The 16,553-nt window shown below is 44.8% G+C and carries 13 protein-coding genes; 8 read left to right on the top strand and 5 right to left on the bottom strand.

The features are described from left to right. Positions 1–325: 325 nt before the first annotated feature. The 3 genes from RXX31_RS05960 (at position 326) to RXX31_RS05950 (ending at position 2,590) form a co-directional block, all read left to right on the top strand. Complete coding sequence (locus RXX31_RS05960) at positions 326–511, top strand: hypothetical protein (RefSeq protein WP_317588177.1); 186 nt, start codon at positions 326–328, stop codon at positions 509–511. Positions 512–877: 366 nt separating this feature from the next. Next, positions 878–1,270: a SulA-like leucine-rich domain-containing protein gene (locus RXX31_RS05955; protein WP_317588176.1), complete on the top strand. Its 393-nt coding sequence runs from the start codon at positions 878–880 to the stop codon at positions 1,268–1,270. A 216-nt stretch (positions 1,271–1,486) separates the two neighbouring features. Then, on the top strand, positions 1,487–2,590 hold the full coding sequence (locus tag RXX31_RS05950; RefSeq protein WP_317588175.1) for a phosphoribosylaminoimidazolesuccinocarboxamide synthase: 1,104 nt from the start codon (positions 1,487–1,489) through the stop codon (positions 2,588–2,590). 82 nt (positions 2,591–2,672) lie between these two features. Here RXX31_RS05950 and RXX31_RS05945 read toward each other — a convergent pair whose 3' ends face one another. The 3 genes from RXX31_RS05945 to RXX31_RS05935 all read right to left on the bottom strand — a co-directional run bounded on the left by RXX31_RS05945 (position 2,673) and on the right by RXX31_RS05935 (position 7,716). Further along, positions 2,673–4,346, bottom strand: a complete 1,674-nt coding sequence (locus tag RXX31_RS05945; protein WP_317588174.1) for an alkaline phosphatase D family protein — start codon at positions 4,344–4,346, stop codon at positions 2,673–2,675. A gap of 351 nt (positions 4,347–4,697) precedes the next feature. Continuing rightward, entirely contained in the window at positions 4,698–5,075 is a 378-nt protein-coding gene (locus tag RXX31_RS05940) for a transporter (RefSeq protein ID WP_317588173.1), read from the bottom strand. Between the two features lie 286 nt (positions 5,076–5,361). Then, positions 5,362–7,716 (bottom strand): helicase-related protein, encoded by a 2,355-nt coding sequence (locus RXX31_RS05935; protein ID WP_317588172.1) that lies wholly within the window; start codon positions 7,714–7,716, stop codon positions 5,362–5,364. A 240-nt stretch (positions 7,717–7,956) separates the two neighbouring features. Between RXX31_RS05935 and RXX31_RS05930 the strand changes: the two genes are divergently transcribed. From RXX31_RS05930 to RXX31_RS05915, 4 genes are all read left to right on the top strand, one after another. After that, positions 7,957–9,645 carry an NAD-dependent malic enzyme gene (locus tag RXX31_RS05930; protein ID WP_317588171.1) on the top strand — a complete coding sequence of 563 codons (1,689 nt, stop codon included), beginning with the start codon at positions 7,957–7,959 and terminating at the stop codon, positions 9,643–9,645. A gap of 203 nt (positions 9,646–9,848) precedes the next feature. Then, the gene (locus tag RXX31_RS05925; protein WP_411197967.1) at positions 9,849–10,541 is read left to right on the top strand and encodes a vancomycin high temperature exclusion protein; all 693 of its coding nucleotides are present in this window, start codon (positions 9,849–9,851) and stop codon (positions 10,539–10,541) included. A gap of 219 nt (positions 10,542–10,760) precedes the next feature. Then, entirely contained in the window at positions 10,761–12,131 is a 1,371-nt protein-coding gene (locus RXX31_RS05920; protein ID WP_317588169.1) for a DASS family sodium-coupled anion symporter, read from the top strand. A 310-nt stretch (positions 12,132–12,441) separates the two neighbouring features. Next, positions 12,442–13,266, top strand: a complete 825-nt coding sequence (locus tag RXX31_RS05915; protein WP_317588168.1) for a DUF2797 domain-containing protein — start codon at positions 12,442–12,444, stop codon at positions 13,264–13,266. 70 nt (positions 13,267–13,336) lie between these two features. On the opposite strand, the gene RXX31_RS05910 is transcribed toward RXX31_RS05915, so the two are convergent. Together RXX31_RS05910 and RXX31_RS05905 are read right to left on the bottom strand one after the other, a co-directional pair. Then, positions 13,337–14,572 (bottom strand): cysteine desulfurase-like protein, encoded by a 1,236-nt coding sequence (locus RXX31_RS05910; RefSeq protein ID WP_317588167.1) that lies wholly within the window; start codon positions 14,570–14,572, stop codon positions 13,337–13,339. Next, positions 14,556–15,212, bottom strand: a complete 657-nt coding sequence (locus tag RXX31_RS05905) for a 2OG-Fe dioxygenase family protein (protein ID WP_317588166.1) — start codon at positions 15,210–15,212, stop codon at positions 14,556–14,558. The genes RXX31_RS05910 and RXX31_RS05905 overlap by 17 nt, the downstream gene beginning before the upstream one ends. A 359-nt stretch (positions 15,213–15,571) precedes the next feature. On the opposite strand from RXX31_RS05905, the gene trxB reads away from it, so the two are divergent. Next, positions 15,572–16,531: a thioredoxin-disulfide reductase gene (trxB, locus tag RXX31_RS05900; protein ID WP_317588165.1), complete on the top strand. Its 960-nt coding sequence runs from the start codon at positions 15,572–15,574 to the stop codon at positions 16,529–16,531. Positions 16,532–16,553 lie beyond the last annotated feature (22 nt).

Genomic DNA, 16,553 nt, shown 5'->3' with positions numbered 1-16,553 from the left:
CAGGCCTAGAAACACATCTAGGCCTGACATATCAACCTCTCTCAAACCCCTTATTTTTGCTTTACCTTAAGCACTTGTTTTTCAGGCAGAGTTCAAACACCTCAATCAGACTTCTAGAATAATTACACAAAATGTTACAAAACCGTAAAAACTAGAAAGTAGTTAGAAGCCACAACTCTTCAGGCCCTATAAACAGTTCGTTGCAATCGATTTCCCTCTCAAAACCATTAACAGATATTTAACTTAACCCACTTACTTGTGTCATAATGCGCTGCGAAAAATAACACCTAAAGACTCTAATTTTTCTAGGTGGGGAGAAAAATCAATGTTCACTGAAGAAGGCACCTGTGATTGGTGTAAAAAACCAGCTCTTATCACGCGACATGACTATTTAGATGGTAAACATCATCACTCATGTAAATCTTGTTACGATATGGCAAAAATCGATGTACGCCTATTTAACCAAGGTGAAATGCAGATGCGTGAGCGCAATACTCAACGTGCGAGCTGAGATAACTCAAATCAACAGAACTGATTTCTAAAGGCGCCTCCAAGGCGCTTTTTTGCTATCTACCCTTCTCCATAGCCTTTGACACCCAACGTCCCCCCTAAAAGCACTGTATAAAACTGACCACGTTCACTGTATATACAGTAGTTTTTTACCTCAATACAAAGCTAGTACTGTTATTCACTTCACACTTTACAAGCCGTATCAAACATATCAACAAAATAATTAAACCAACAAATTCATATAGTTAATAACAAAACTAGACAAACACCCGAAAATAACTTGCCACTATAAGCATAAAAATCAGTTGATCAGTTCCATAAAACAAACTACTGTATACACATACAGCATGTATAAAGGAACAGTAAGATGCAGTTACACGGTCAAAATCAAACATACTCTCGTTACAATGTACTGGCACAAGCTACTCAGCCTATGGACGTTTCTGATCAGCTTCTTTCTAAATTGGCTGTTCTGTCTCAGCAGAAACAATGGATCTTATTTACTTCCGAGTGTCCTCGTCCCAACTTTGATCAGCTCACTGCTTCCAATATTTGTTGTAAAAACGTAATTCAAATGAAGCCATCCCAACAACTTTCTGAAGTTGAAATTGTGGTTAAAGCAATTCGTTCAGGTAACGCGAGTGCGGTTGTTGCCTCAACTGACATAGCACCTATGAATCAATCCATGTTGCGAGACATTGGCCAGCGTTATCAGTGTGAAGTCTTTTTCGTCGAAGGCAGAGTAAACCAGTATCACTAACAAGATCGACGTTATCCATCCTGCATCTCGCCTCCTTTATAGGGGGCATTTTTTTACCTTCGACTTAGAGAATTAATAAATCAGGCAAACGTTTGCTTTTTCTCTGGCGAGTTAAAATAGTTCTGGTATGATGCCCACATTCGATTTATTCAGCGACTTACGTTAGCTGAATATCTTCTCTTTATGACGTTTGATTAAGATGATAGGAATGTCGCAATGAGCCTTGCTAATCAAGTACTTGCCGTCAATGACGACCTGCCAATTCGCACCCAAAAACCCGTTCACAGCGGTAAAGTTCGTTCAGTTTACTGGTTAACTGAAGAAGACAGCGCCCGCCTGATCAAAGAAAAAGGATACGATGTTGCTCCAGACGCGCCTCTGGCGATCATGGTGATCAGCGACCGTATTTCTGCTTTTGATTGCATTTGGCACGGTGAAGGCGGTCTGAAAGGTGTGCCTGGCAAAGGCGCCGCGTTAAACGCCATCTCGAACCAATGGTTCAAGCTATTTAAAGACAATGGCCTGGCTGACAGCCACATCCTAGATATTCCTCACCCGTTCGTTTGGATCGTACAGAAAGCGAAACCGGTTAAAATTGAAGCGATTTGCCGTAAGTACATCACAGGTTCTATGTGGCGAGCATACGCAAATGGTGAACGCGAGTTCTGTGGCATTCAGCTTCCTGAAGGTTTGGAAAAAGACAAAGCGCTTCCTGAGTTATTGATGACACCTTCTACAAAAGGCATTTTAACCGGCATCCCTGGCGTACCAGAAGCGGATGACGTTAACATCACTCGCCAGAATATCGTCGATAACTTTGAAGCATTTAACTTCTCTAGCGCAGAAGACATCGCGCTTTACGAAAAGTTACTTAAAGAAGGCTTTAACGTTATCAGTAACGCGCTGGAAGCGATTGATCAAATCTTCGTCGATACCAAGTTTGAATTCGGTTACGTCCACGACGCCGCTGGTAACGAAAAACTGATCTACATGGATGAAGTGGGCACACCAGACTCTTCTCGCATTTGGGATGCAAAAGAGTACCAGGCAGGCAACATTGTTGAAAACTCAAAAGAAGGCTTCCGTCAGTTCCTTTTGAACCACTTCCCTGACCCAGATATCTTGCTAAACAAAGAGCGTATGCCTGAGCGTGAAGCGCTGGCTCGTGACAATGAACTGCCGGTTGAGTCATTGCTTGATATTTCGAAGACTTACATTGGAATTGCAGAAAAAATTACTGGTAAACCAATCACGTTAAGCGAAAACCCTAAAGCCGAAATCATTGACGTTCTTGCCAAAGAGTATGGGTTAATCGACTAAAACGTTCGATAACCAACTGAAGTGTATTAATACAGAAAGTCCGCATTAATGCGGACTTTTTTCGATCTACTTTCAAACCAAACTAACTTATATCTAACGTCACACCATCGGTTGTCGAGGCTGATTTCATCGTTACCTGATACTCCATCTCTTTAACAGTAGAAACAAAATACCAGGTAGATTCCGCTTTATCGGGTGTAAAGGTGACACGCATGAACCCTCGCAGTTTCAGATCTGCCCATTGCAACTCTGATACTAACTGTGGCAAAGCCACTTCCATCTGAGCTATCACCGCTGCGTCCAGGCCTAACAGCTCTTCGATACCAGGAGAACTTACCGAGCCAGCCGCAAATTCCACACCGACTGGATTACTAGCTACATCCTTCAACTCACTCGCCCATGAGTTATGAGTGTCGCCAGCTAAACACACGAACTTACCTGAACTCGCATTCAACAATGCATAGACTTTCTCTCGGTCCACATAGTAACCGTCCCAAGCATCAAGGTTATAAGGTAAAAGTACCGGATCTGAACTAGGATCCGAAAGGTAATTGATGATGGCTGAATTGACCGCAAGCAGCGCTGCGGCTTTTTGTTCCTCTGTCGCCACAAACAACTGAAACATTGCCAGCATCACTGAGCTGGGCAGTTCCATACGAGACATCAACACTTGCTGCCCCAAAACATTCCACGTTGCGTTTTGCGTGTTCAGTTCGTTCATCATCCAGGCCAGCTGCTCATCGCCTAATAATTCTCTATCAGCACTTCGAGACTCTGCGACCAAGCCCGCAATAGATTCCATACTGAAGTCACTGAGTGATAAATAGTCCAAAGGTTCATCTCGGCCCACTAATCGAGTATCGAGCATCATCAAATTCACTAAGTTACCAAATGAGAATTGTCGATAAATCAGCATGCTGGAGAAGCTATTCTCTCTAACCGGCAGCCACTCTGTCCATGCGGCCGCTGCGGCTGCTCTTCGGTCATAAAAACTGCCTTCGTCATCTTGATGGTTTTCAGCGCCATCTTTCCAGGCATTATTTGCAAGCTCGTGGTCATCCCAAACAGCAATCATTGGCAGCTTTGCATGCAACGCTTGAAGATCAGGGTCCTGTCGGTACTGTGCATAACGCTTTCGGTAGTCATCTAAAGTAATACACTCGGTGCCTTTACTTGATTCTCTGTCTAATTCTTCCGCGTCTTCACTGGCATATCCACCAGCACCATATTCATAGATGTAGTCTCCTAAATGCAGCACAGCATCAAATGCACTCTCTTGATGCTGATTTAAAATTTCACGATAGACATTGAAATACCCGGCCGGGTAATTCGCGCATGAAACAACCGCCATAGATGCCTGCTCTATGCTCTCATCCGGTAAGGTTTTGGTCTCTCCGATCCCACTTACCGCCTCACCAACCATAAAGCGATAATAATAATGCGAATTCGCACTGAGGTTTTGTACGTCGACTTTTACGGTAAAATCCCGGCTTGTATCGGTAGTAAACACGCCACTTTGCACCACATCTGAAAAGCCTTCATCTGATGCAACTTGCCATGTAACATCGACATAATCGGCTTCCGTGGTAACACGTGTCCAGATGATGACTTGAGTTTGAGTCGGATCGCCACTGGCAACACCATAATCAAAGGTAACCACTACCAATTCAGAACTATCACTGCCACAGCCGATCAGACCGGTAGCCACGGCAGTTGAAGAGACGGCTTTCATAAAATCTCGACGAGAAAAAGACATAATCACTTCCTTTTTGATTGCTTATTGCTTTTTATCTAACTGACCATAGCGGATGAACATTTGCTTACCTGAGATTCATCAAAGATAAGTGACTAACTCATACCACCGACAATCTGGTCTAATCAGTTGCCTAAAAACAATAAGTTAGAAGCTAGTTATGACAATTAGATTGCTGCGCCTAAAGAACATGTTAAATATAGTGCATATAGGTTCTATCGGTGACGTTGATAATTTGAATCGCCATGACAGAGACAGGCAGTTTTACGCGAAGGAAAAGAAGTAGCGGTGATTGAGGGTAATGCTAGAACGACCCTGCTAGAGATCACTCTAACCATCTAAAGGAGAAATAACTTATAATTTGATGCTTAGAATATCTTGTTCTTGCGTATCAACTTTCAGATGACCACGAGATTCAATGTACTCAATTTGTTTTGGTTCTAACGAATAAGGCATGACAATACGCAGTTCATTAATCCCCTCACCTTTTGCCAGGCGGGTTAACTCTACCAGGTTCGACTCGTCACTATGACGTGAAGACATTGAGTTTAGTGCTGCGTCCCATAAACGGTCTTCAGGTTTACTATGCTCAGCAAGGTTCTTTTTCCACATCAAACCAAAAATGGGGGCGATAGTGGCAAACGCATCCAGAAAGGTCCACCGCTTACTGGCAGTGACCCCTAAAAAACTGGTGTAGTCGAATTCAATGCACGTTTTTTTATGTTGATCCACTTTATGCTCCGACACTCGAAATGAGATATACCAACTATCGTCCAACTATTTTGATATAGCAATGGGATATAAGAGGATAGTCTTTTATGCCCTAATTTATGGTCAAAAAGAAATATTAAAACCAGCCTTGTAACAAGTAATGTACAGCTTTTCTATATACGCAACCAATTGATTAATATTTCAATTTAAAAAAGAAATAACTCTGAATATATTCGCAATACAGATGATTAATTAACATTAATTCATATGATAAATAACAGCAGGTATCGAAGATAGCAAATCGTTATCACTTCACATCAACGACGCGGCTGGCTTTTTTATATTGTATTTTCCAACCTGACCAACGAGGCAGTTCCCAACGCTTTGGATCACCCTTTCGGCTTCCTTCACTGTAAACAACATGGACCAGTTTACGACTGGCAAAGTACTCCACATCAAGCTTGAGTTCTGCAAGCAATAATTTCAGCGGGAATTTCTGAGCAAAGTCCGCGTATTCCCATTCTGGAACGCCTTCAAAAGGCAAATCATCAGCATCGAAGAGTTCCATATCTTCAACTGACTCAATCCCCAGGGTTTGAAGTTGCTCAGTAAGCCAGCCAGAAAACGTTAGTGATTCCATTGCCTCAATATCAATCGTTTGTTGATTGAGTCCCAGTGCGTTATACAACTTCCAATGCAGGATCTGCTGTTTTCTTATTGGGGCAAAACCCGGTAATAAGGTTTCATTTTCAATCATCTCCACAATAGACTGAATGGCGACTTCCCCTTGCAGCGACTGATATTCCGTTACGACGGTACGACCTGCATACACCAGGCTCATGGTTGCTCGTGGCGTCTCTTCTTCGTAGTTTGTTTCACCTTGTTGCCATTCACCCAAGCTAAGATCTTTAATGATGGATAACGGAATTGGCATCATCACCGAAGCAAGATTGAGCGTCTGCTTAACACCTCTGCCTGGCACACTATGGCTATCCAACACTAACGCCGCTTCTTCATTGTCAGGAAAACGGCTATTGCGTCCTGTCACCATCTCCATCATACCGTTACCCAGAGCATCACGGCGGCGCGCTCTGCGTACGAACACCAATTCAGGGTGCAGTTCTGCGATTGCATGACAGAGTGAATCGCGTCTGTATCTCGAAGCGACTTCTAGCTGCGGTAACTCAAACAGCTCGCGCATTTGTTTCGCCAGTCCTTGTGCTTCTTCCAGCACATTTGCATCTACTGAGATCCCCGGTAAGTTATCTCCGCGAACTAAACGAATCATCAGAGAAGCATCACATCCCGCAGGCTCTTCTCGCGCCAACGCTTCAGCGGCTTCACCACCTTGAAATTGATATAGCTGAGCAGGAACCGATAGCGCGGCAGCTAAATCAATCATGGCTTCTTTTTCTGCTCTGGTTCGAATCCGAGTGACTAAGTCAGCAAACAAGGCGTCAATCGGCAAGGGATACACTTTTCGGCCATGATCAGTGACCTCACCTTGGTCATTAATCGCTTCCATCGCTTTCAAGGTGTCAAACGCCAGGCTTAGTGATTTATCTGGGATCCTATCGAGAAATGGCAATTCTGCCAGACGGTACCCACAACAAGCGGCCGCCAGCATAGGCTCGACTAATTCTTCTCGATGAAGTTCAGGTGGCGTTATTAACTCTAAAGGCGCATGTTCTCCATAGAGTCTGATGCACGTCCCCTCGGCCACACGACCTGCTCGTCCCATACGCTGCGCTGCGCTGGCCTTGGAAATGTTGCTTAGCGTTAATGCGGTGCGGCCGTTTCGCTGTACGGTTCGTCGCTCCAAACCACTATCAATCACGACTCGAATATTGGGGATAGTCAGTGACGTTTCAGCCACATTTGTCGAGAGTACGATTTTTCGTTGATTTTGAACGGTCAAGGCTCGATGGCGTTCTTCATCACTAACCGACGCATGCAGCTTGACCACTAACACATCTTCCAGGCTTTGCAGCATCTGGGCACATTGAGTAATTTCTTTACGACCTGGAAGGAATACCAGAATGTCGCCTTCTTCATCCTCCAAGGCTTCTTTTACTGTACGAACAACATCATTCTCACAGCCTTTCTTGCTTGGAAGATAACGGCTATCAGGGCTTCGATATGTGACTGAAACAGGGAAACAACGGCCTTCAGAACGAAGACGTTTAGCCTGTAAATATTGAGCCAGCTTCTCTCCTTCCAAGGTAGCGGAAGTGACGATAAGCCGATGGTTATTTTCCTGTTTCAACAGCGCGGTAAGCAGATCAATGTCCCAACGGCGTTCATGAAATTCATCAACCATCACGATATCGAAGTTTGCCAGCTTATCTTCTGCGAACCAACGCAACGCCACACCCGGAGTAACAAATACGACGTCCGTCTTCTCATCAAAGTAGGCATGTAGCTTAATCGCATAGCCGACTTTTCCACCAACGGGCTCGCCCGATTGCTGAGCAAGAAACTCGGCTAATGACGTGCACGCAATTCGGCGTGGCTCAATCACTAAAACACGACCATGGCCGGCTGCCCACAAGGGTAAGCGTGTTGATTTACCCGATCCGGTTTCCGCTTCGACAACAAGATGGTGGTGTCGCAGGTTATGATCAAATTCGGCTTTTAGGCTATCGATAGGCAGTAGAGACATAAGATGAGGGACTTGTTCTGAGAATGAAGAGCATTATACCTAAATAATAATGAGATACATGGCTGTGCAAAAAATCATGTTTAGCTGCAACCGATATACTGAACTCTTTTGCGTATATATTTCCATCAAACGTGAATTATTTTGCAACATTGCCTTGATGTGTATCAACGAATGTTTACAACTAAAGATGGAAACCGTTAAAATTTAGCGCGCATCCTTTAACCCTACATAAGGCACCTAATGAACAACGACAAACGCCCGCTATATATTCCATATGCGGGACCAGCTCTTATGGCAACCCCTCTTTTGAACAAAGGCAGTGCTTTTTCTGCTGAAGAACGCAGTTCATTTAACTTAGAGGGCTTGCTACCTGAAGCCACTGAAACCATACAAGAACAAGTAGAACGTGCTTACCAACAATACAAAGGTTTCGAAAGTGACATGGATAAGCATATTTATCTACGTAACATTCAAGATACCAACGAAACTCTGTTCTACCGCTTAGTACAAAACCACGTTTCAGAGATGATGCCAATCATCTATACGCCAACCGTTGGCGCAGCCTGTGAAAACTTCTCTAATATTTACCGTCGTGGCCGTGGTCTTTTCATTTCTTACCCTAATCGTGACCGCATTGATGATCTGCTGAATAACGCAGCAAACCATAACGTAAAAGTGATTGTTGTTACCGACGGTGAACGCATCCTGGGCTTGGGCGACCAAGGTATCGGTGGTATGGGCATTCCTATCGGTAAACTTGCTCTTTACACCGCTTGTGGTGGTATTAGTCCAGCTTACACACTCCCAATCGTACTGGATGTCGGCACGAACAACCCTCAGCGTTTGGCTGATCCAATGTACATGGGTTGGCGCCACCCTCGTATCACAGGAGCAGAGTACGACGCGTTTGTTGAAGAGTTCATGCAAGCGGTACAACGCCGCTGGCCTGATGCTTTAATCCAGTTCGAAGACTTTGCTCAAAAGAATGCAATGCCTTTACTTGAGCGTTACAAAGACCGTATTTGTTGTTTTAACGACGACATTCAAGGTACAGCCGCAGTCACTGTTGGTTCCCTGCTTGCAGCATGTAAGGCAGCTGGCACTAAACTGTCTCAACAACGTATTACCTTCTTGGGTGCAGGTTCTGCTGGTTGTGGTATCGCAGAAGCCATCATCGCGCAAATGGTTTCTGAAGGTATTTCTGACCAACAGGCTCGCTCTCAGGTTTACATGGTTGATCGCTGGGGCTTGTTACAAGAAGGCATGCCTAACCTTCTTGATTTCCAACAGCGCTTGGTACAGAAACATGACAACACCAAAGAGTGGGAAAATGAAGGTACGGGTTACTCACTACTAGACGTGATGCGTAACGCGAAACCGACCGTTCTTGTCGGTGTATCTGGTGCTCCGGGCCTATTCAGCCAAGAAGTCATTGAAGAGATGCACAAACACTGTAAGCGTCCTATCGTGTTCCCGCTATCAAACCCAACCAGCCGTGTAGAAGCAACACCAAACGACATCATTCGTTGGACAAATGGTGAAGCATTGGTGGCAACGGGTAGCCCATTCGATCCGGTTGTGCATGAAGGTAAAACTTACCCGATAGCTCAGTGTAACAACAGCTACATTTTCCCTGGCATCGGTCTGGGTGTTCTTGCAGTGAATGCAAAACGTGTGACTGATGAAATGCTAATGGAATCGAGCCGCGCGCTAGCGACATGTTCTCCTTTGGCAATTAACGGCCACGGTGCACTTCTTCCGCCATTGGAAGAAATTCACCTGGTATCGAAGAAAATCGCTTTTGCTGTCGCGAAAAAAGCGATTGAGCAGGGTGTTGCTCTAGAAATCACCGACGAAGCACTTAGTGTCGCGATTGACCAATCCTTCTGGCAACCGGTTTACCGCCGTTACAAGCGAACATCGTTCTAACTGTACGGCAAAAGAACAACTCGACTAATAATTAGCCCCTACTCCATAGGGGCTTTTGTTTTTTAAGCGTTTTTTTATCATCCTAACCGTATTTTGGCACAAATAGACTTCTCTCTTTTTGTGTGTATCAGATATGATGAGACATACACTTTCATTTAAGGATAAAAAACGTTTTGTTGTTTTCTCGTATAAGGTCAAAGTGGATGCTTAAATTTACATGGAAGCGACTTGCTTTGATTTTGTCGATCGCGGTACTTGGCCTGCTGATCTCCGTCATCGCCATCGATAGATGGGTGGTATTGCAGGCGAAAGAGAACATTTTTACTGATTACGAAGAGATACCTCAACATGAGGTAGCCGTCGTGCTCGGTACGAGTAAATACATCGGAAAGATCCTCAATACTTACTATACCCATCGCATCAACGCCGCGATTGAGCTTTACAATCAAGGTAAAGTGAAACAGTTTTTGCTAAGTGGGGACAACGCCCATCGCTCTTACAATGAACCATGGACGATGAAACGCGACCTGCTTAAAGCGGGCGTACCAGAAGAATTCATTCATCTCGACTACGCTGGTTTTCGTACACTTGATTCGATAGTACGTGCGAAAAAAATATTCGCTTCTGAACGCTTTCTGATTGTGACCCAACGCTTCCACTGTGAACGCGCACTATTCATCGCCAATGCTTACCATATCGACGCACAATGCCTTGCCGTCGCAGGGCCTGATACAAACAAACAGAAAGCATCGATGCGCATGCGAGAACTGCTGGCCCGTGTAAAGGCGTTTCTCGATCTTTACGTGATAAATACACAGCCAAAATTCCTCGGCCCTCAAGAGCCAATTTTCGCTGTCAAAGAACCTATCGAGCCAAGACAAGTTCCTGTCGAATAGTCAACAAAGCTGACTTATGGCTCTAATAATACTTCTATAAAAAGAATGGGTAGAATGCTACCCATTTCTAATTCTCGACGTCACATTTTCATCTTCGCTCTACGATTCAAGCCAAACTGCACTTCTCATTCAATGTAACATTTGGGCAATAAATAAATACAAGTCAGTTACCTTGCCATAAAAAACCGACAAAAAGGCAATGAATAAGGAGCACACCCCATGACCGCACTCGCTGTGACATTGAAGAACTGGTTCTTCACTCGCAACAGCATGATATTGAACGCAAATATCCTGCTATTCATTATCTTGTTTAATACCCTACCCTTTGAACCACAAGTCGTAACCGGCATTAGCATCTTAGTTTTTGTTGCTATTTTGTGGCTAACGGAAGCTATCCACGTAAGTATTACCGCATTGCTGATACCGTTACTTGCTGTGTTCTTGGGCGTGTTTAATACACAAACTGCACTCAACAACTTTTCTAACTCAATCATCTTCTTGTTCTTGGGTGGTTTTGCCTTAGCTGCAGCCCTGCACAAACAGAAGTTAGACCAAGCGATTGCCGATAAGGTGCTGCTAATAGCACAAGGAAAAATGTCGGTGGCCGTCTTCATGCTGTTTGGTGTGAGTGCAGGCTTGTCGATGTGGATTTCGAACACCGCGACCACAGCAATGATGCTTCCACTGGTCCTTGGTGTAATGACTAAACTGGATGGCGACAAAAACCATCGTACGTTTTTATTCGTTCTGCTTGGTATCGCGTACAGCGCATCAATCGGCGGTATTGCCACGCTAGTTGGTAGCCCTCCTAACGCGATTGCTGCAGCCGAAGTTGGACTGAACTTTACCGAGTGGATGAAGCTTGGTCTGCCAATCTCACTATTGTTGATGCCAGTTGCGGTACTGATTCTTTACATCATGACCAAGCCTGACTTAAGCCATAAGTTTGAGCTTGACCACACGCCTGTCGAGTGGACAAATGGCAAAAAGGTCACTTTGGCGATTTTCCTGCTGACGGTTACGCTTTGGATTTTCAGCAAGCCAATCAACGCCATGTTAGGTGGCTTTGCGAAATTTGACACGCTAGTCGCTATTGGCGCGATCCTTCTGCTGGGGGCATCTCGAGCGGTTGAATGGAAAGACATCGAAAAAACAACCGATTGGGGTGTATTAATTCTGTTCGGCGGTGGTATTTGTTTAAGTAATGTCCTAAAAGAAACGGGCACCAGTGTATTCTTGGCACACAGCTTGTCAGGCTTCCTGGAACAGGCCGGCGTTCTGCTGACAATTCTTGCCGTGGTTGCCTTCGTCGTGTTCTTAACTGAATTTGCCAGTAACACCGCAAGCGCAGCATTGCTAGTACCTGTTTTTGCCACCATTGCTGAAGCTCTAGGCATGTCACCTGTGATTCTTTCGGCACTGATTGCTGTCGCCGCTTCGTGTGCCTTTATGTTACCAGTGGCAACACCACCAAACGCGATTGTATTTGGTACGGGCCACATCAAACAAAAAGAGATGATGCGTATCGGTCTTGTTCTTAACATTGCGTGTATCGGTGCTCTGACACTGTTCGCTTGGCTTTTCTGGTAAGCCTGAGAATTTAGTTAGCACTACACTGCTGTACCTCATCGTTCATTTCCCCCTAAATGATGTACGGCAGTTTCCCGACTGGTGGCCACTTGGCCACCTTTTTTATTTGAGCTCCACAACCTGAAGCGGTGATGTCCTGTCATTCACTTCACTACGATTTAGGCCATCACGGTTTAACGGTATAGTGAATGAACTTTAGCGATAGAAATGTAACCAAAAGGTTTCTAAATCCGCTCAACACACTCTTCCCCCCTGCCCCTCACTTAGCATTCGGTATATACTGTGCAAAAACACAATACTGAGTAATGTTATGTCATTAATTGCAACTGGTACGCTGAACAAAATGCGTGCTTCTCTGGATGGTGCAGTAAGTTACCGTCTTCCCGTCGGTGATGAAGAAATTGACCTTTCTCCATTCCTTGGTCAAACCTTAACGCTTACCCACACTGGCAATATTTTCTGCTGTTCTTGCGGCAAGAAAACCAAAAAGAGCTACTCACAGGGTCACTGTTTTGTTTGTATGAGAAAACTGGCAAGTTGCGATATGTGCATCATGAAGCCAGAAACGTGTCACTACGACCAAGGCACTTGTCGAGAGCCACAATGGGGCGAAGAAAACTGCATGGTGGATCACTTCGTGTATCTGTCTAACACGTCCAGCCTGAAAGTCGGTATCACACGTCACACGCAAATCCCGACTCGCTGGATTGATCAGGGTGCGACTCAAGGTTTGCCTATCTTTAAAGTAAAAACCCGCCACATATCTGGTTTGATTGAAGTTGAGCTGGCCAAACATATTGCCGATAAAACCAACTGGCGCACCTTGCTGAAAGGTGATGGAGAGCCTATTGAACTGCAGGACCGATTTGCAGAACTCCTACCGTTGGTTGAAGACAAAATCGCCGAGATCAAGCAGCAATTCGGTGAGGATGCGATCGAAGTATTAAGTGAAAGCATCACGGATCTTAGCTATCCAGTGCAGCAGCACCCTACTAAGATTACTTCACATAACTTTGACAAGAACCCTGTTGTAACAGGCACGCTGCAAGGTATTAAAGGCCAATATCTGATCTTCGATACCGGTGTGATCAACGTACGTAAGTTTACGTCTTATGAAGTTGAAGTCAGTGCATAAAAACTAACAACTTTTGATACAAAAAAGCTCGAGCTAAATGCTCGAGCTTTTTGTTTTCTATTTGGATTCACTAAGCATCAAGAATGCTTTCAATCACATCAAACAACATATCCACTTCTTCAAGCGTGTTGTAATGCATACAACCGATCCGAACAACACCGCCGGTTTCTTCCAGTCCAAGCTGACGAACTAAACCAAGTGCGTAAAAGTGCCCGTTCCAGACACAAATATTGTGTTCACCCAAGGTTTTCGCAATAAACTCTGGCGAATATTTATCGAAAGTCAGTGCGAACGTTGGCGTACGAATCTGGCTGTACTCTTTATCGATTCCGTACAGCTTAACACCTTCCAACGCATCCAAACGTTGCAGAAAGCGCTCGCTCAAACGCTGTTCATGTTGATTGTAAAGCGCATAGCTCTGTTCAAGCCTTTGGCGAAGTGGTAAACCCTCGTCACCGAACTGCGCTAAGTATTCAACTGCGGCTGTGATCCCCGCCAAGCCTTCGAAGCTCTGCGTGCCAGTCTCAAACCGGCCTGGACCGATATTAGTCGCGGGCTCTACTTTATATGGACGGATGCTGTGTAGCCATTGGTCTGCAACGTAAGCGATTCCTACGTGTGGCCCGAAAAACTTGTACGCAGAACACGCAAGGAAATCACAACCTAACGCCTGAACATCAACTAAATGGTGTGGTGCGTAATGAACGGCATCAACATAAACCTGAGCACCAGTTTGATGTGCCATTTCCACGACTCGTTCAATGTCGACGATAGACCCTGTGGTATTTGAAGCATAGGTAACGGCAACCAAACGCGTTTTATTCGACAACAAACTTTGAAGATGTTCGATATCCAGCGTACAGTCATCTTCATTGATACGAACCTGATGAACGATGACGCCTTTGTCTTCAGCGGCCTGCTGCCAACTCGACACGTTTGAGTAGTGATCTAAGGCAGAGACAATAATTTCATCGCCCTCTTGCCACTCTCGGCTTATCGCTCGACTTAATTGAAAAGTCAGCGACGTCATGTTCGCACCAAACACAATGTTGCCAGACGATGGCGCATTCAAAAGAGCTTGAGCCGACTCGCGTGCACTTTGCATCACATCAACGGAGGTTTGGCTGGAAAAATAGTGTCCGCCTAAATTCGAGTTGTAGTAACCAAGGTAAGCCACCATTGCGTCGAGTACCGACTGCGGTACTTGCGAACCGCCAGGGCCATCAAAAAACGTTACTGGCTTGTCGTTATGGTATTGCGCTAACGCAGGAAACTGCTGCCTGATTTGATTAAGATTGAAGTTCATTACGCTTGTCCGTCGCCGTAAGTACAAATACATCCATATGGCCAGCTTTATCGTCAATCACTGAGCGGATTGGACAGGCGTTGTGCCAAAGTTTGCTGTCTGCCAACACGGCGACTTCACCATTTTCTAACACTTTACGGAAGAATGGCGCTTGGTTGTGGCTGCTGTATAGCATGATATCACCACCAATGATGTTGTGACGACCAACACCTACCATTGCGATGTGATCAAAACCATCCTGGTGTACGCCTTCTGGTGCTACTTGAGTCTCATCTTCAAAGGCGGTGATGCGGATTTGGTGAATTTCGATTTCTTGTCCATTCACTAGATGGTTGGCGTTGACAAACAACTCACACATTTCTCTAAAGCCTTCGCTATCCAGAATATTCTTTTCGATAGGCTCAAACTGACGCACAACATCACCTTGGAAACGATTGATATCTGAAGACTGCACAAAGCTATTTTTATTTAGATCGACGACCTGTCCATTTTCAAAACGCACGACAGAATAACGTCTTAGTCGGTACTGACCATCGGCATGCTCTGTATGCGGAAGCGTTTCGAATGATGGTGAAAGTTGCTCAATTGCTGCCATGCTGAGCTGGGTTAAATGCAGAGTATTCTCGCGTGAATGTAACATCATTCTCTCCTTTAATGAGGTACATTTGGTTAACATTTAATTTACACAATAGATTACGCAAATATTCTGCAATTACCAGCTTTTGACGTTGATAGCTTCAACAAACATAAAAAAACACGATAAACATCCACCATAAATAGACAGGTTAGTTCTATGTTCTATTTTTTAAGTTTAACAGCATTTGAAACTAGACAACTCTACTAGTAACAGAGTTTTATGCTAAAGAGTAAATATTCGACGGCTTTTGAGTAAGTTCTAATCTATAACCAATTATTCGATCTCTATCTTTCTTTATGCTTTTAAAGCTATAAGAATTTCCATACAATCGAAGAAAATGTTCCGCCCTTTTTGGAGCCATAATGAGCGACGTAAAACATTGTAAACTATTAATTCTCGGTTCTGGTCCTGCGGGTTACACAGCGGCAGTATACGCTGCACGTGCCAATCTAAACCCAGTGCTGGTAACGGGTATGCAACAAGGTGGTCAGTTGACCACAACAACAGAAGTCGAAAACTGGCCTGGTGACGCAGAAGGCTTAACTGGCCCAGCGCTAATGGAACGCATGAAAGAACATGCTGAGCGCTTTGAAACAGAAATCGTCTTTGACCACATCAACGAAGTTGAATTATCTCAGCGTCCTTTCCGTCTGAAAGGCGATTCTGGTGAGTACACTTGTGATGCATTGATCATCTCAACAGGTGCATCAGCAAAATACTTAGGCCTTGACTCTGAAGAAGCCTTCAAAGGTCGTGGCGTTTCCGCTTGTGCTACTTGTGACGGTTTCTTCTACCGTAACCAGAAAGTGGCTGTAGTTGGTGGTGGTAACACCGCTGTTGAAGAAGCGCTATACCTATCAAACATCGCATCTGAAGTTCACCTGATTCACCGCCGTGATTCTTTCCGCGCGGAAAAGATTCTAGTGAACCGCCTGATGGATAAAGTCGAAAACGGCAACATTATTCTTCATACCGATCGTACCCTTGATGAAGTACTTGGGGACGATATGGGTGTGACTGGTGTTCGTATTAAAGATGTCAACACAGGCGCTACTGAAGATGTCGATGTAATGGGTGCCTTTATTGCGATCGGCCACCAGCCAAACACGCAAATTTTTGCAGACCAGCTTGAAATGAAAGATGGTTACATCATCGTGAAGTCAGGTCTGGAAGGCAACGCTACCCAAGCGAGTATCGAAGGTGTATTTGCCGCGGGCGATGTGATGGACCACAACTACCGTCAAGCTATCACGTCAGCGGGTACAGGCTGTATGGCGGCACTGGATGCGGAACGCTTCCTTGACGCACTGAATGACAAATAACTTTTCGTATTTGTGCCATATC

It is taken from the genome of Vibrio sp. EA2, assembly GCF_033042495.1.
Lineage (GTDB): Bacteria > Pseudomonadota > Gammaproteobacteria > Enterobacterales > Vibrionaceae > Vibrio.
This window is presented reverse-complemented; position numbering and strand designations above follow the sequence as displayed.

Coding starts and splice junctions, on each gene's coding strand:
- RXX31_RS05930 (WP_317588171.1), top strand. CDS start 7,957: ATGAACAACGACAAACGCCCGCTATATATTCCATATGCGGGACCAGCT.
- RXX31_RS05935 (WP_317588172.1), bottom strand. CDS start 7,716: ATGTCTCTACTGCCTATCGATAGCCTAAAAGCCGAATTTGATCATAAC.
- RXX31_RS05905 (WP_317588166.1), bottom strand. CDS start 15,212: ATGTTACATTCACGCGAGAATACTCTGCATTTAACCCAGCTCAGCATG.
- trxB (WP_317588165.1), top strand. CDS start 15,572: ATGAGCGACGTAAAACATTGTAAACTATTAATTCTCGGTTCTGGTCCT.
- RXX31_RS05955 (WP_317588176.1), top strand. CDS start 878: ATGCAGTTACACGGTCAAAATCAAACATACTCTCGTTACAATGTACTG.
- RXX31_RS05950 (WP_317588175.1), top strand. CDS start 1,487: ATGAGCCTTGCTAATCAAGTACTTGCCGTCAATGACGACCTGCCAATT.
- RXX31_RS05915 (WP_317588168.1), top strand. CDS start 12,442: ATGTCATTAATTGCAACTGGTACGCTGAACAAAATGCGTGCTTCTCTG.
- RXX31_RS05925 (WP_411197967.1), top strand. CDS start 9,849: ATGCTTAAATTTACATGGAAGCGACTTGCTTTGATTTTGTCGATCGCG.
- RXX31_RS05960 (WP_317588177.1), top strand. CDS start 326: ATGTTCACTGAAGAAGGCACCTGTGATTGGTGTAAAAAACCAGCTCTT.
- RXX31_RS05920 (WP_317588169.1), top strand. CDS start 10,761: ATGACCGCACTCGCTGTGACATTGAAGAACTGGTTCTTCACTCGCAAC.
- RXX31_RS05945 (WP_317588174.1), bottom strand. CDS start 4,346: ATGTCTTTTTCTCGTCGAGATTTTATGAAAGCCGTCTCTTCAACTGCC.
- RXX31_RS05910 (WP_317588167.1), bottom strand. CDS start 14,572: ATGAACTTCAATCTTAATCAAATCAGGCAGCAGTTTCCTGCGTTAGCG.